The sequence below is a fragment of the Streptomyces sp. NPDC048416 genome, assembly GCF_043200435.1.
GTDB lineage: Bacteria > Actinomycetota > Actinomycetes > Streptomycetales > Streptomycetaceae > Streptomyces.
Window position 1 is genome coordinate 41,658 of sequence record NZ_JBICXU010000014.1, and the last position, 13,326, is coordinate 54,983.

Annotated in this window: 16 protein-coding genes; 7 read left to right on the forward strand and 9 right to left on the reverse strand. The window is 72.0% G+C overall.

Annotated elements, in window-relative coordinates; genetic code table 11:
- Positions 1-41 precede the first annotated feature (41 nt).
- The 3 genes from ACGFW5_RS19365 to ACGFW5_RS19375 all read left to right on the forward strand — a co-directional run bounded on the left by ACGFW5_RS19365 (position 42) and on the right by ACGFW5_RS19375 (position 3,036).
- Positions 42-1,577: an ABC transporter substrate-binding protein gene (locus tag ACGFW5_RS19365; protein WP_393835574.1), complete on the forward strand. Its 1,536-nt coding sequence runs from the start codon at positions 42-44 to the stop codon at positions 1,575-1,577.
- A 93-nt stretch (positions 1,578-1,670) separates the two neighbouring features.
- The gene (locus ACGFW5_RS19370) at positions 1,671-2,354 is read left to right on the forward strand and encodes a uracil-DNA glycosylase (RefSeq protein ID WP_393835462.1); all 684 of its coding nucleotides are present in this window, start codon (positions 1,671-1,673) and stop codon (positions 2,352-2,354) included.
- A 217-nt stretch (positions 2,355-2,571) separates the two neighbouring features.
- Positions 2,572-3,036 carry a hypothetical protein gene (locus ACGFW5_RS19375; RefSeq protein WP_393835575.1) on the forward strand — a complete coding sequence of 155 codons (465 nt, stop codon included), beginning with the start codon at positions 2,572-2,574 and terminating at the stop codon, positions 3,034-3,036.
- A 21-nt stretch (positions 3,037-3,057) separates the two neighbouring features.
- On the opposite strand, the gene ACGFW5_RS19380 is transcribed toward ACGFW5_RS19375, so the two are convergent.
- Together ACGFW5_RS19380 and ACGFW5_RS19385 are read right to left on the reverse strand one after the other, a co-directional pair.
- Complete coding sequence (locus tag ACGFW5_RS19380) at positions 3,058-3,540, reverse strand: hypothetical protein (RefSeq protein ID WP_393835463.1); 483 nt, start codon at positions 3,538-3,540, stop codon at positions 3,058-3,060.
- Between the two features lie 165 nt (positions 3,541-3,705).
- Positions 3,706-4,236 (reverse strand): DinB family protein, encoded by a 531-nt coding sequence (locus tag ACGFW5_RS19385; protein ID WP_393835464.1) that lies wholly within the window; start codon positions 4,234-4,236, stop codon positions 3,706-3,708.
- A gap of 237 nt (positions 4,237-4,473) precedes the next feature.
- Between ACGFW5_RS19385 and ACGFW5_RS19390 the strand changes: the two genes are divergently transcribed.
- Positions 4,474-5,379 carry a Gfo/Idh/MocA family protein gene (locus ACGFW5_RS19390; protein WP_393835465.1) on the forward strand — a complete coding sequence of 302 codons (906 nt, stop codon included), beginning with the start codon at positions 4,474-4,476 and terminating at the stop codon, positions 5,377-5,379.
- On the opposite strand, the gene lnt is transcribed toward ACGFW5_RS19390, so the two are convergent.
- Together lnt and ACGFW5_RS19400 are read right to left on the reverse strand one after the other, a co-directional pair.
- Entirely contained in the window at positions 5,303-6,874 is a 1,572-nt protein-coding gene (gene lnt / locus ACGFW5_RS19395) for an apolipoprotein N-acyltransferase (protein ID WP_393835466.1), read from the reverse strand. The genes ACGFW5_RS19390 and lnt overlap by 77 nt on opposite strands.
- 233 nt (positions 6,875-7,107) lie before the next feature.
- On the reverse strand, positions 7,108-7,584 hold the full coding sequence (locus tag ACGFW5_RS19400; protein ID WP_393835467.1) for a nuclear transport factor 2 family protein: 477 nt from the start codon (positions 7,582-7,584) through the stop codon (positions 7,108-7,110).
- An 83-nt stretch (positions 7,585-7,667) separates the two neighbouring features.
- Between ACGFW5_RS19400 and ACGFW5_RS19405 the strand changes: the two genes are divergently transcribed.
- The gene (locus tag ACGFW5_RS19405; protein WP_393835468.1) at positions 7,668-8,453 is read left to right on the forward strand and encodes a crotonase/enoyl-CoA hydratase family protein; all 786 of its coding nucleotides are present in this window, start codon (positions 7,668-7,670) and stop codon (positions 8,451-8,453) included.
- Between the two features lie 235 nt (positions 8,454-8,688).
- Here ACGFW5_RS19405 and ACGFW5_RS19410 read toward each other — a convergent pair whose 3' ends face one another.
- From ACGFW5_RS19410 to ACGFW5_RS19420, 3 genes are all read right to left on the reverse strand, one after another.
- On the reverse strand, positions 8,689-9,486 hold the full coding sequence (locus ACGFW5_RS19410) for a GNAT family N-acetyltransferase (RefSeq protein ID WP_393835469.1): 798 nt from the start codon (positions 9,484-9,486) through the stop codon (positions 8,689-8,691).
- Positions 9,487-9,537: 51 nt separating this feature from the next.
- A complete protein-coding gene (locus tag ACGFW5_RS19415) occupies positions 9,538-9,732 on the reverse strand; it encodes a hypothetical protein (RefSeq protein ID WP_393835470.1) in 195 nt (64 codons plus the stop codon).
- 116 nt (positions 9,733-9,848) lie between these two features.
- Entirely contained in the window at positions 9,849-10,025 is a 177-nt protein-coding gene (locus ACGFW5_RS19420; RefSeq protein WP_393835471.1) for a hypothetical protein, read from the reverse strand.
- Between the two features lie 209 nt (positions 10,026-10,234).
- On the opposite strand from ACGFW5_RS19420, the gene ACGFW5_RS19425 reads away from it, so the two are divergent.
- Complete coding sequence (locus ACGFW5_RS19425; RefSeq protein ID WP_393835472.1) at positions 10,235-10,612, forward strand: hypothetical protein; 378 nt, start codon at positions 10,235-10,237, stop codon at positions 10,610-10,612.
- A 29-nt stretch (positions 10,613-10,641) separates the two neighbouring features.
- Here ACGFW5_RS19425 and ACGFW5_RS19430 read toward each other — a convergent pair whose 3' ends face one another.
- Both ACGFW5_RS19430 and ACGFW5_RS19435 read right to left on the reverse strand, forming a co-directional pair.
- A complete protein-coding gene (locus tag ACGFW5_RS19430; protein ID WP_393835473.1) occupies positions 10,642-11,514 on the reverse strand; it encodes an undecaprenyl-diphosphate phosphatase in 873 nt (290 codons plus the stop codon).
- Between the two features lie 221 nt (positions 11,515-11,735).
- Positions 11,736-12,464 (reverse strand): TVP38/TMEM64 family protein, encoded by a 729-nt coding sequence (locus ACGFW5_RS19435; RefSeq protein WP_393835474.1) that lies wholly within the window; start codon positions 12,462-12,464, stop codon positions 11,736-11,738.
- Between the two features lie 84 nt (positions 12,465-12,548).
- Here ACGFW5_RS19435 and ACGFW5_RS19440 point away from each other — a divergent pair, with 84 nt between their 5' ends.
- The gene (locus ACGFW5_RS19440) at positions 12,549-13,247 is read left to right on the forward strand and encodes a DNA alkylation repair protein (protein ID WP_393835475.1); all 699 of its coding nucleotides are present in this window, start codon (positions 12,549-12,551) and stop codon (positions 13,245-13,247) included.
- Positions 13,248-13,326 lie beyond the last annotated feature (79 nt).

Consider the following 13,326-nt stretch of genomic DNA (forward strand, 5'->3'; position numbering starts at 1 on the left):
AACGGACCATCCGCCGGCGTACTTTCACGGCCCTTGCGTCCATGGCCCTGCTCGGCGGCTGCGGGCTGATACCCGGCAGTGGCGGGCAGGCACAGCAGGAGATCACGGTGGGGACGACGAGCGAACCCAGCACGCTCGACCCCGCCGCCTCCTGGGACGGATCGTGGGAGCTGTACCGCAACGTCTTCCAGACCCTGCTGGCCTTCCCGACCGGCAGCACATCGCCGCAGCCCGACGCCGCGCGGTCCTGCGGCTTCCAGGACAAGTCGATCCGCACGTACACCTGCACGCTGCGCAAGGGAATGACCTTCTCCGACGGTTCCGTGCTCGACGCGAACGCCGTCAAATACTCCATCGACCGGATCGTGAAGATCAACGTGAAGGCCGGTCCCAGCGGACTGCTCAGCAGCCTGGACAAGGTCACCGTCGACAACGCCCTCACGGTCACCTTCCACCTCAACAAGCCCGACGCGACCTTCCCCTACGTGCTCGGCGCGCCCGCCATGTCGATCGTGGACCCCAAGACGTACCCGGCCGGCAAACTCCGCGCGGACGGCGGCCTCACGGGCTCGGGCCCGTACACACTGGCGTCCTACGCGGCCGGCGACCGCGCCGTCCTGAAGAAGAACGACAGCTACCAGGGCTTCGCGCAGCGTGCGAACGACGGTGTCACCATCCGCTACTTCCGTGATTCCACCGCCATGGTGGACGCGCTCAAGGACAAACGGATCGACGTCACCTATCGCGGCATCACCGCCGACGAGGTCGAGGACATCCGCGCCGAGAAGGCCGCGGGCAAGCCGCTCGACCTCGTGGAGAACACCGGCACCGAAATCCGCTTCCTGGTGTTCAACCCCAAGGACCCACAGGCCGCGAACCCCGCGGTGCGCCGCGCCGTCGCCCAGCTGATCGACCGCGACGCGCTGGTCGCCAAGGTCTACAAAGGCACCGCCGAGCCGCTCTACTCCATGGTCCCCACGGGGGTGAACGGGCACACCACCAGCTTCTTCGACACCTTCGGATCGCCCAGCGTCCCCAAGGCGAAGGACATCCTGCGCAAGGCCGGCATCACCGGCCCGGTCCCGCTCAGCCTCTGGTACACCACCGACCGGTACGGCTCGTCCATGGCCGCGGAGTTCAAGGAGCTCAAGCGGCAGCTCGACACGTCCGGGCTGTTCCAGGTCACCCTCAACAGCCGCCCCTGGAAGACCTACACCGAAGGCGTCCAGGCCGGAGACCTCCCCGTCTTCGGACGCGGCTGGTTCCCCGACTTCCCCGACCCGGACAACTTCATCGCGCCGTTCGTCGGCAAGGAGAACGCGGTCGGCACGCCCTATGAGCCGCTGGAGATCACCACACAGCTGATCCCGCGATCCCGTGAGATCTCCGACCGGGGCGCGGCGAGCCGGCAGTTCGAACGCGCCCAGGACATCCTCGTCGACGACGTACGCCTGCTGCCGTTGTGGCAGGGCAAGCTCTTCATCGCGGTGAGCGACGACATCGCGGGCGGCGAACGGGCCATGGACCCGCAGACGGTCATGCAGATGTGGGAGCTGCACCGCAAGACCAGCTGGTAGGGACGGGTGCGAACGGCGTTGTCAGTGGCGGCGGGTAGGTTCTGAACTCCGCACCGAGGGTGTGGAACCGAATGTCCCACGGAGGTTGTTGACGTGACCGATATCGCCATGCTGCCCGAGTCCTGGCAGGGCGTCCTCGGCGAGGAGCTCGATAAGCCGTACTTCAAGGAGCTCACCGCGTTCGTCGAGGAGGAGCGGGCGAAGGGTCCCGTCTTCCCGCCCCGCGACGAGGTCTTCGCCGCCCTGGACGCGACGCCGTACGACAAGGTCAAGGTGCTCGTCCTCGGTCAGGATCCGTACCACGGCGAGGGCCAGGGGCACGGCCTGTGCTTCTCGGTGCGGCCCGGCGTCAAGACGCCGCCGTCGCTGCGCAACATCTACAAGGAGATGCGCGACGAGCTGGGCCACGACGTCCCGGACAACGGCTATCTGATGCCCTGGGCCGAACAGGGCGTGCTGTTGCTGAACGCCGTCCTCACCGTGCGTTCGGGCGAGGCCAACTCGCACAAGGGCAAGGGCTGGGAGAAGTTCACCGACGCGGTGATCCGGGCGGTCGCCTCGCGGCCCGACCCGGCGGTCTTCGTGCTGTGGGGCAACTACGCGCAGAAAAAGCTCCCGCTGATCGACGAGGAGCGTCACATCGTGGTCAAGGGCGCCCACCCCTCGCCGCTTTCGGCCAAGAAGTTCTTCGGCTCGCACCCCTTCACGCAGATCAACGAGGCCGTCGCGGCGCAGGGGCACGACCCCATCGACTGGCGTATTCCGAACCTGGGCTGAGGCGTCCGGCAGAGGGGGCCGGGGGCGGAGGGCCGGCCGGGCGTGTGACGGCGTCCGGCAGAGGGGGCCGGGGGCGGTGGCCCGGCCGGGCGTGTGACGGCGTCCGGCTGACAGGCCGGTGCCCCCGCCCGAGCCTGAGGCCGATTGTCAGTGGCGGGGGCTAGCGTCGACGTCGTTCGACTTTCGTGACGACCGGTCGGAGACAGCGGTGACGGACATGCGGGAAGCCCCGGGGGACATCGTGATGACCCGGATCGGGCAGGCGATGATGCTGCTGCACGGCGGGGACCGCGAGGAGGCCCGCAACCGCTTCGCCACCCTGTGGTCGGAGATCGGCGAAGGCGGCGACGCGCTGCACCGCTGCACCCTGGCCCACTACATGGCAGACGCCCAGGACGACGCCGGGGACGAACTCGCCTGGGATCTCAGGGCGTTGGCAGCCGCCGACGGTCTGAGCCAGGACCGTCTCGCGCAACACCACGCCTCACTCGCGGTGCGCGCCTTCTACCCTTCACTGCACCTCAACCTCGCCGCCGACTATGTGAAGCTGCGCCGCCCCGAAGAGGCCCGCCTGCACCTGGACCGCGCCCACACCGCCCTGGACGCGCTGTCCGGCGACGCCTACGGCAACGACATCCGCGAGGCGCTGCGCCGGCTCGAACGAGAGCTCGACACCGTGTGACGAGGCGCGTCGTCACGGGGGTCACGGGCCGTACGTCGCACGGCAGATGCGCGCCTCGGGGCTGTCGGGCCGCCAGCCGCCGTAGTCCTGGCCGAGCGCGCAGAGGCCGCCGAGCGCGGGCGGCGCGGGGGCTGGCCGATGGCGAGGCCTGTCCGGGGCGGCGGGCAGGTGCCGGTGGCCGGGCTGCTCGACCCGATGGCGATGGTCATGACGGGCCACCGCCGGGTGATCGGCCGTCGGTCGATCGGCCGTCGGGCGGCCGGCCGAGGGCGGTGGGGCCGGCGCGGGTGCCGAAGAGTCCGTGGGGGCGACCGCTTCCAGTGCCTCGCGGGCGGGCGCCTGCACGACCTGCGGGGCGACCAGACCCTGCCGGCGGGCGGGCGGTACGGCAGACCGGGACGGTGCGGGGCCCGCATCCACGGAGACACAGCCCGCGGCGCATCCGCAGACGGCGAGCGCCGCCACGGCCGTCAGCAGGTTCAGCGCGTTCCTGGTTCGGTGCATCCGACAACTCTGCTGACCACCACGGGGGTTGGGCCAGGGCGCGGGACCACAATGGCCCACACGAGTGACACCCCGCGGGAATGGCCCGCACGAGTGACACCCCGAGGGCGCTGCCCCGGGCCTCCTGCGGCCCGGGCTCAAGGCGCAAGGCTCAAGGCGGCTGCCTCAGGTCCCGGTCGAACCGTCGATCGCCTCGCGAAGCAGATCGGCGTGACCGTTGTGGCGGGCGTACTCCTCGATCATGTGGGTGTAGATCCAGCGCAGGTTGAAGTGCTGCCCCTCGCGCGCGGTGCCGACGCTGAGCTCGTCGAGGTCGTGCCCGGCCGCCTGCTTCCGTGCGACGGCGACCTCGCTCCGCCAGGTGGCAAGCGCCTCGGCGTAGGTGTCGTCAGGGCCGAAGTGGAAGTCGCCGTCCGGGTCCTCGCCGTACACGCCTTGCTCGGGCTCGCCCGCGAACACCGTGACGAACCACCAGCGCTCGACCTCGGACATGTGCCGCAGAAGTCCGAGCAGGGTGAGCGCGGAGGGTGCCACGGCGGTCAGCTTGAGCTGTTCGTCGGTGAGCCCGGAACATTTGTGAACCAGCGTCTCGCGGTGGTAATCCAGCCAGCCGTCGAGCATGGCCCGCTCGCCGGCGTCCAGGGCGGGCTCATCGCGTTCGGCCGTCGCGGCCGGCGGTACTTCGGAGGTCGTCATGCCGCCATCCTTACCGCCTGCCCCGTCCATGGCCAGCGGTTATCGCGTCATGGCCGGCGGTTGTCGCGGCGTCGGCGCCGTCGGGACCGCGCGCGGCACTCGGCGGGGCGGGGGCTCCGCGGCCCCAGCCACCGACCGGATTCGGCCCGCGGCCCGGCCGCTTTCCGGCCGCTTTCCGGCCGCACGTATGCTGACCGGGCGACGGAGCAGGACACCACTCGGCGACAGGGAGATCCCGTGAAGGTCGGATGCATCGGGCTCGGGGACATCGCGCAGAAGGCCTATCTGCCGGTTCTGACCCAGCTGGCGGACACGGAACTGCACCTCCAGACCCGCACCCCGGCCACCCTGGCCGCGGTGGCCGGCACCCACCGCATTCCCGCCGCGCAATGCCACACCGACCTCGACTCGCTGCTCGCGCAGGACCTCGACGCGGCGTTCGTGCACGCGCCGACCGCCGTGCACCCGGCGATCGTGACGCGGCTGCTCGAAGCCGGCGTACCGACCTACGTGGACAAGCCGCTTGCGTACGAACTCGCCGAGTCCGAGCGGCTGGTGGCGCTCGCCGAAAAGCGCGGCGTCAGCCTCGCCGTGGGCTTCAACCGGCGTCTGGCGCCCGGCTACGCCCAGTGCGCCGACCATCCGCGCGAGTTGATCCTGATGCAGAAGAACCGCGTGGGACTGCCCGAGGACCCGCGCACCCTGGTCCTCGACGACTTCATCCACGTCGTGGACACCCTGCGTTTCCTGGCGCCCGGCCCGATCGAGCACACCGTCGTACGCGCCCGGATCCGCGAAGGCCTCATGGAGCACGTCGTCCTCCAGCTCTCCGGCGACGGATTCACCGCGATCGGCACCATGAACCGGATGAGCGGCTCCACCGAGGAGATCCTCGAAGTCTCCGGGCAGGACAGCAAGCGCCAGGTCCTCAACCTCGCCGAGGTCGTGGACCACAAGGGCCAGCCGACGCTGCGCCGCCGCGGTGACTGGGTGCCGGTCGCCCGCCAGCGCGGCATCGAACAGGCCGTGCTGTCCTTCCTCGACGCCGTACGGGCCGAAAAGCTGCTCAGCGCCCAGGACGCGCTGGCGACCCATGCCCTGTGCGAGCGGGTGGTGCGGGAGTCCTTGGAGCAGGCCTCCTGAACGCACGCGCCGCCTCGGCCGCGCAGAACACGGCGAGCGTCGCGAGCGCCGTGTACACCGCCCAGTCGCCGAAACGCACATAGGGCGTGGTGCCGGTGGCGAGCGGAATGTCGTACACCGTGGCGGTGCTGGCGGACGTGCCGGTCCACTTGCCGATCCGGCCGCCGTCCGCACCGTAGACCGCGCTGATGCCGGTCAGCGTCGCATGGACCATCGGGCGGCCCGTCTCGGCGGCGCGCAGTGCGGCCAGCGAGGCATGCTGGGCCGGGGCCCAGGTGTCCTGGAACGACGAGGTCGATGACTGCGCGATGAGCAACTGCGCGCCGCTGCGCACCAGATGACGGCTCATGTCGGGGAACGCCGACTCGAAGCACACCAGCGGTCCCACCCGCACGGCGTTCGGCAGCGTCATCACCACGGGCGTCGTACCGCGCCTGCGGTCCTCGTCGGCCGCTTTGCCGACCGAGGTGGCCCAGCCCAGCAGCGAGCGCGCCGGAATGTACTCACCGAACGGCACGAGCCGCATCTTGTCGTAGCGCTGCCCGGTCGGGCCGTGCGGCCCCACGAGCACCGAGCTCTTGAAGATCCCCGGCTTGTCGGACCTGTGCGCGTCCACGTTCACGAGGATGTCCGCATCCAGCTCCTGCGAGAGCTTCGCGATCCGCGCGGCCAGATCGGGGCGGGCCGCCAGGTCCTGCCCCACGCTGCTCTCACCCCACACGACGAGGTCCACGCGCTGCCCCGCGAGGGAGCGGGTCAGCGCCTCGCCGCGGGCGAACCGCGCGTCCTCGTTCTCGATCACGCCCGGCTGTACGACGGCGACCCTGAGGTGCCCCTCCCGCTCCATGTGCGGAGCCCACATCCACACCGCGCCGGTGGTGAGCGCACACATTACGAGGGCGGCCACCATGGCGGTCCGCACCGGGGGGAGCGCCACGATGAGCGTGACGGCGGTGTTCACCGCCACCACCAGCAGGCTCACCAGCCAGACCCCGCCCACCGACATCAGCCGGAGCGCGGGAGCGACCTCCCACTGACTCGCGCCGAGCAGCCCCCATGGGCCGCCGAGCCCCTGCCACGACCGGACGAGCTCGACCATCAGCCAGCCCGATGGCACCACCGCCACCGCGGTCAGGGCGCGCAGGGCCGAGGGCCTGCCGCCGAGCGTCGAGCGCACCAGGACGCCCCACGGCGCCCACAGCAGGCCGAGCAGCCCGGCCAGCACCACGATGAAGACATTGAGGCTCGGCAGCAGCCAGTGGTGCACGGCGAGCATGAACCCGGTGCCGCCGAGCCAGCCGTCGAGCGCGGCCCGCCGGACACTGTCGGCGGAACGGACCAGGAGCAGCAGGGGCACGAGCGCGACATAGGCGAGCCACCACAGCGCGGGCGCCGGGAAGGCGAGCGCCGGCAGCGCCCCGGCCAGCAGCGCGGCGGCTCCCCGCCACCAGGCCGAGGCAAGACTCCGTCCATGACGGCCGACCCACATCCGCATACCGCGCCTCCTTGCCCACCCCCCCCGGTGATCAGTTGTGTCGTCCCCCCGTCAGTGTGCCCACAACCGGCGTGTCCACAGCCCACGTGTGACAGCAGTGTCGGGCGGAGCCACGGCCGGGGGCCGGCGGACCCGACGTCCCGGCGCGTACCGTCGCCACTCACCCCTCGGCGAGCGCCCCCGACATCCGCCGCCACTCAGCCCCTGGCGGGGGCCCCGCCACCCGCCGTCACTCACCCCTCGGCGAGCGCCCCCGACATCCGCCGCCACTTCTCGTGCACGGTGACCGATCGCAGCCGCCACCCCTCCTCGGTGCGCACCAGCGAGAACGCGTACCGCCCGCCGGACTCGAAGTCGGGCGCGGACGGTGTGCCGCCGTCGGCGCCGAAGCACATCGGGTTGACGTAGTCGGCGCGCAGCTCGGCCCGGTCGCCCGGGTAGCCGCCGAGGTCCTGGAGGGTCAGCATCCGGTTGGTGATCAGGTGCTGGCGGACCGGGAAGAGCCGCAGGCTTTCGGTGAGCCATTGGGCCACCTCCTCGGCCCCGCCCTCGATGCCGCCCGCCGCGCGGTAGTCGGCGCGGCCGTCGGCGGCGAACAGGGCGCGGTAGGCGGTCCAGTCCCCGTCGTCGACGGCCGCGGCATATCCGGTGATGAGTTCGTCGATGGCCAGGCGGTCCAAGAGGGTCCCGAGATCCACACGCTGCGTCATCGGGTCAGTCTCCGCCCACTGGCCCGTAAGTCCAAGAGCCCTGCACTTGTGGGTGGTTGGCGCGCCGTGTTAGCGCTGGCGCCATGACTGACGACACCATCCCGGCGGTACGCAGCGAACGGCACGGCCCGGTCACGACCGTCATCCTCTCGCGCCCCGGCGTGCGCAACGCGGTGGACGGCCCCACCGCACGGGCGCTCGCCGACGCGTTCCGCGCCTTCGATGCCGACGAGCGGGCAGCGGTCGCGGTGCTCTGGGGCGAGGGTGGCACGTTCTGCTCGGGCGCCGACCTCAAGGCGCTGGGCACCGGACGCGGCAACACGGTGACCGAGGACGGCGACGGACCGATGGGCCCCACCCGGTTGCGGCTCTCCAAGCCGGTCATCGCCGCCGTCGCCGGGCACGCGGTGGCGGGCGGGCTCGAACTCGCCCTCTGGTGCGACCTGAGGGTGGTGGAGCGGGACGCTGTGTTCGGCGTCTTCGGCCGCCGCTGGGGCGTGCCGCTGGTCGACGGCGGCACGGTCCGGCTGCCGCGGCTCATCGGGGCGGGCCGTGCCATGGACCTCGTCCTCACCGGGCGGCCGGTGGATTCCGCGGAGGCCCACGCCATCGGCCTCGCGGACCGGGTCGTACCCAACGGGGCCGCCCGCACGGCGGCGGAACGGCTCGCCGCGGAGATCGCCGCCTTCCCGGGGACCTGCCTGCGCCACGACCGGATGTCCCTGCTCGAACAGGAAGGCCTTGGCGAGGAGGAGGCGCTGCGGGGTGAGGTGCGGCACGGCCTCCACGCGCTGGGCGAAGCGGCCGAGGGAGCGGCGAGGTTCACCTCGGGAGCCGGCCGGCACGGAGCCTTCGAGGACCCGATCTGATGTGCCCTGACCTGATCCGACCTGATCCGACCTGATGCGACCTGACGGGGCCGGGCCGGTCCTGACCTGACGGGGCCGGGCCGGTCCTGACCTGACGGGGCCGGGCCTGACCTGACCGGGCCTGACCGCGGCCTGACCTGAGCGAGTCGGGGCCGAGCCGACACCGACGCCGGCCACGAACCCGGCGTACGGCCGCAGCCGGATCGCGGGCCGCGTCCGGCCCGGGCCCGGACGCCTACGGCCGGCGGATGTACGGCGTCGTCACCGTCAGCGGTACGAAGCCGAGGCGCCGCAGGATGGGGCGGCTCTGGGCGGAGGCGTCGACCTGGAGGTAGCGGTAGCCGCGTCGGGCGGCGATGCGGGCGCGATGGGCGACCAGCGCCCGGTAGATGCCCCTGCCGCGCCACTCGGGCAGGGTGCCCCCGCCCCACAGACTGGCGAACTCCGTGCCGGGATGGAAGTCCATGCGGGCCGCGCTCACCGGCTGGTCCCCGGCCATGGCGACGACCCCGATGACGGTGTCGGGAGCCTCGGCGAACTGGGCGAGCAGCCGCTCCCCGAGGCGCGAGGAGTCGCTGCCGAACGCCCCCGTGTGGACCTCCGTCATCAGACGCACCCCCGCGGCGTCCGTCACGGGACGCAGGGTGCCCGGGATCTGCTCGACGCCGAGAGGCAGCTCCGCGACGCGGGCCACCATGACGGTCTCCTCGGGCTCGGCCGAAAAACCTGCGGCCAGCAGGCGCCGGCCGAGGTCGGCGGGGCAGTCGTGGGCGTACAGCTTCCACTCCCACTCGGTGCCGCAAGAGGCGAAGTGGCTTACCTGCGAGGCTATGTGGGCATCCGCGTTCGCCGCGGTCAGGTCCGACCAGAGCACGCCGTTCCAGACGGGGGCGGGCCCCACCTGGCGTACGACGTCGCCGCTCCGCTCGACCCGGGCGCCGGCCCCGTCGGGCTGGGCGTTCTCGCGCATCTGCCGGTCGAAGACGGCGAGCAGCGCGTCATCGGTCCCGCTGTCCAAGGGGTCGGTGTCCATCGGGCCACTCCAACACCCGTGTGCGGGCGGCGGCAAGCGGAATAGGGTGGCTCAGGCCTGCGGCCGGGCCGCTGCCGTTGCGAGCGGAACTCCCTCGCCCACGGCCGCCGCCCATTCGGCGAGCAGCCGCTCGTATTCCTCCGCGGGCCACTGCCCGTCCGCGCCGTCGACGAGCGCACGGATGGCGTCGTTGGCGGCATCCGCGTCGGACGGCTCGGGGCCGGACCGTTCGGGGGAGTAGGACATGTGACCAGGCTACGGGTCCGGCCGTGCGCCCACACGCGTTTATGCGAGGAAGCCCAGGTGGGAGCCGTGCGGGGTGGCCAAGATCACAGGCCGTGGGAGGTTTGGAAGGGTCTGGTTCAGGCCGCTTGCGCGGTGTCGGTGCGCACTGCGGCGGCCCACTCGATCAGGAGCCGGCGGTAGCGCTCCTCCTCGTCGGGCGAGAGGCGTCCGTCGGACCGCTCCCACAGGGAGCGGATCTCCGCGTTCACCACGTCGGCAGGGCGAAGGCAGCGGCGGTCGAAAGTCGGGGGCATGAGGACAAGCCTACGGCCATGATGTGACCCACCGCCACGGAGTGGGAACTCTCAGCCAACTCGGGCCGGTTGAGTGCGGTGGCGGAACCGGTGCCGGCGGCCCCCGGGAAGCTGCATCCGGGCAGGTGCGAGGCGCGGCGGGTCAACTGCGCGGCGTGGGCAAGGCGTTGTCGGGTGCCGTCGCGGGCGGCGCCGCCTATCCTCGCGGCATGGAGCAGAGCGAAGTTCTCAAGCGTGTGATCGGCATCCTCACCGAGGCAGGGGACTACCGCCGCCGTATCGAGGAAGAGGGCGAACGCACCGGCCGGGACACCGAGATCGGCATCGTCACCGCTCTGCTCAACGAGACGATGCCGCACATCGAGATCCCCGCGGACGCCACGCCGCAGGAGATGGCGACGCTCGTGGCCAGGGAGGTCGGCGGCGCCATCCGGCAGCTCGTGGCCGCCTTCAGCCTGGCCTTCGTGGCTCTCGCGCAGGTCCACGACGCCGGCGAACAGGACGTGTCGTCGGCCGATGTGCTCCAGGACCTGGCGCTGCGCGCGGAGGAGATCAAGGGGGGCGGCCCCGGCCCCGCGGCGGACTGAGCGGCCAACCGGAGCCCGCGCGGCCCGAGTCAGAGTCCGCCACCGGCGTCCGGATCGAGGGAGCCCGCGCCGATGAGGACGAACAGGACGACGCCCAGCACGATGCGGTAGACCACGAAGGGCATGAAACTCCTGCTGGAGATGAAGGACATGAACCAGGCGATGACCGCGTAGCCCACGCCGAAGGCGATGACCGCGGCGAACAGCGTCGCGAGCAAGGGGGCCTGGCCCGGGCCGCCCGCGTCCTTCAGCTCGAAGACCCCGGACGCCAGCACGGCGGGCACGGCCAGCAGGAAGGAGTAGCGGGCCGCCGCCTCGCGGGTGTACCCCATGAGCAGGCCGCCGCTGATGGTGGCGCCGGACCGCGAGACCCCCGGGATGAGCGCCATGGCCTGGCACATTCCGTAGACCAGGCCGTCCCTGGTGCTCAGTTCGGCCAACGACTTGCGTTCCCTGGCCGCGCGGTGCCGGCCGCCCGACTCGTCACGGGCCGCCAGCCGGTCCGCGACGCCGAGTACGACGCCCATCACCACCAGGGTGGTCGCGATCACCCGCAGATCGCGGAAGGAGGTGTCGATCTGGTCCTTCAGGACGATGCCCAGCACCCCGATCGGGATCGAGCCGACGATGACCAGCCACCCCATGCGCGCATCGCTCTCGCCGCGCACCGAACGGTCGCCGAGCGAGCGGAACCACGCCGACACGATGCGCGCGATGTCCGCCCGGAAGTAGATGAGAACGGCCGTCTCCGTGCCGATCTGGGTGATGGCGGTGAACGCGGCCCCCGGATCGTGCCAGCCCGCGAACGCCGCGGTCAGCCGCAGGTGCGCGCTGGAGGAGACGGGCAGGAACTCGGTGAGCCCCTGGACGAGCCCGAGTATGAACGATTCGAACCAAGACATGGGGTGCTGCGCCATCCAAGGGGGTCGGGGCGAGAGCCGGCCGGCACGACGGGACCGGCCGGCACACCGGGCCGCACGGCTGCCTGGCCGCACGGCGCGCAGGTGACCGTGCGCGGAACGAGGGGCACGCTAGCGACGGCGGGTGAACGGACGGTGGCCGCGCGGCCGCATCCCGGTGGCAACAGGCATCGGACACCGCCCGGCCCCTCTGACCGGTGGGGTCAGGCCGCAGGCCCGCGGCCCGCCCGGCGTCGGCGCAACCGGCTCCGCCTGCACCAGGCCACCACGGCGGCCGCCACCCCGCTCAGCACGATGAAGCCCATCGCGACCAGAAAGGCGGGCGACGTCGGCGACGACGCGCTGCTGCCCGCGACGACGTACGCGAGGGTGTTGGGCACCGATCCGAGTCCCGTCGCCAGCAGGAACGGCGCCCACCCCATGCGCGAGACCGCCGCACAGTAGTTGGCGGCGGCGAACGGCACCCCCGGGAACAGCCGGATCGCCATCATCGAACGGAACCCGTGCCGCGACAGCTGACCGTCCGCCGCCTTGAGCCAGCGCCCGCGCACCAGGGGGCGCAGCGCGTCCTGCCCGAGCACCCGGCCGAGCCCGAACGAGATGCCGGCGCCCAGCACCGTGCCGGCGAGCGCGGACAACAGCCCCGCCTGGGTGGCGAAGAGGGCCCCGGCGGCCAGATTGAGGATCGGGCGCGGCACGAAAGCCGCCGTGCACAGCCCGTACGCCACCGCGAAGAGCGCCACCGCCCCGGCCCCGCCCACCTGCGGCGGCAGGCCGTCGGCGAGCAGCCGCTGCGGCTGGAGGACCAGCACGGCGGCCCCGGCGCCGGCCAGCACCACCACGAGCAGCGACAGCCGCGACCACGGCGAGAGCAGGGCTCTGCCGCACCGTGCGGTGAGACCGGACATGGGTCGGGCAGCGGGCTCGAACATCTCGGGAGACTAACCGACCGGGGCACCCGCCCGCCGTGAGTGCAGTCCCACACGATCGCGGCGCGCGATGCGTACGGTGACCCCATGACCGCCCGTGTGCCGCACAGCCCGCTCGCCGACGACGTCCTCGCGCGCCTGGTGCGGGTCTACCCGGGCGGCGGGAATCCGCACCGGGCCGCCGAGATGGTCGCGTACATGAAAGGCGTCGCGCCCTTCCTCGGCGTACGCACCCCCGAACGCCGCGCGCTGTCGCGGACCGTGCTCGCCGGACTCCCGCGGCCCACCGAGGCGGACTGCACGGCCGTCGCCCTGCGGTGCTGGGCCCTGGAGGAGCGCGAGTACCACTACTTCGCGGTCGACTACCTGCGGCGCCACGTCCGGGTCTGCTCGTCCGCCTTCCTGCCCATCGCCCGCCACCTCGTCGTCACCACCTCCTGGTGGGACACCGTCGACCACCTCGCCGCCCACGTCGTCGGCCCGCTTGTCGCCGCCGACGGGCAACTGGCCACGGTGATGGACGCGTGGATCGACGACGACGACCTCTGGCTCGCCCGCACCGCACTGCTGCACCAGCTCACCTACAAGGACCGCACCGACGCCGACCGCCTCTTCGGCCACTGTCTGCGCCGCGCAGGACACCCGGACTTCTTCATCCGCAAGGCCATCGGCTGGAGCCTGCGCGAGTACGCCAAAACCGACCCGGGCGCGGTCCGCTCCTTCGTCGCGGCCGAGCAGGAGAGCCTGTCGCCGCTGTCCGTGCGCGAGGCCCTGAAGAACCTCTGAGCGGGGCTCCACCGCCCCAAATCCGGCCCGCCGAAAACCATTCGACGCGCCACCGCCCACCAGGGATGATCGGCGGCAT

What these genes read in the sequence shown, in the direction of transcription:
- ACGFW5_RS19365 (WP_393835574.1), top strand. Translation starts at nt 42, where the DNA reads ATGGCCCTGCTCGGCGGCTGCGGGCTGATACCCGGCAGTGGCGGGCAG.
- ACGFW5_RS19375 (WP_393835575.1), top strand. Translation starts at nt 2,572, where the DNA reads ATGCGGGAAGCCCCGGGGGACATCGTGATGACCCGGATCGGGCAGGCG.
- ACGFW5_RS19380 (WP_393835463.1), bottom strand. Translation starts at nt 3,540, where the DNA reads ATGCACCGAACCAGGAACGCGCTGAACCTGCTGACGGCCGTGGCGGCG.
- ACGFW5_RS19385 (WP_393835464.1), bottom strand. Translation starts at nt 4,236, where the DNA reads ATGACGACCTCCGAAGTACCGCCGGCCGCGACGGCCGAACGCGATGAG.
- lnt (WP_393835466.1), bottom strand. Translation starts at nt 6,874, where the DNA reads ATGCGGATGTGGGTCGGCCGTCATGGACGGAGTCTTGCCTCGGCCTGG.
- ACGFW5_RS19400 (WP_393835467.1), bottom strand. Translation starts at nt 7,584, where the DNA reads ATGACGCAGCGTGTGGATCTCGGGACCCTCTTGGACCGCCTGGCCATC.
- ACGFW5_RS19405 (WP_393835468.1), top strand. Translation starts at nt 7,668, where the DNA reads ATGACTGACGACACCATCCCGGCGGTACGCAGCGAACGGCACGGCCCG.
- ACGFW5_RS19410 (WP_393835469.1), bottom strand. Translation starts at nt 9,486, where the DNA reads ATGGACACCGACCCCTTGGACAGCGGGACCGATGACGCGCTGCTCGCC.
- ACGFW5_RS19415 (WP_393835470.1), bottom strand. Translation starts at nt 9,732, where the DNA reads ATGTCCTACTCCCCCGAACGGTCCGGCCCCGAGCCGTCCGACGCGGAT.
- ACGFW5_RS19420 (WP_393835471.1), bottom strand. Translation starts at nt 10,025, where the DNA reads ATGCCCCCGACTTTCGACCGCCGCTGCCTTCGCCCTGCCGACGTGGTG.
- ACGFW5_RS19425 (WP_393835472.1), top strand. Translation starts at nt 10,235, where the DNA reads ATGGAGCAGAGCGAAGTTCTCAAGCGTGTGATCGGCATCCTCACCGAG.
- ACGFW5_RS19430 (WP_393835473.1), bottom strand. Translation starts at nt 11,514, where the DNA reads ATGTCTTGGTTCGAATCGTTCATACTCGGGCTCGTCCAGGGGCTCACC.
- ACGFW5_RS19435 (WP_393835474.1), bottom strand. Translation starts at nt 12,464, where the DNA reads ATGTTCGAGCCCGCTGCCCGACCCATGTCCGGTCTCACCGCACGGTGC.
- ACGFW5_RS19440 (WP_393835475.1), top strand. Translation starts at nt 12,549, where the DNA reads ATGACCGCCCGTGTGCCGCACAGCCCGCTCGCCGACGACGTCCTCGCG.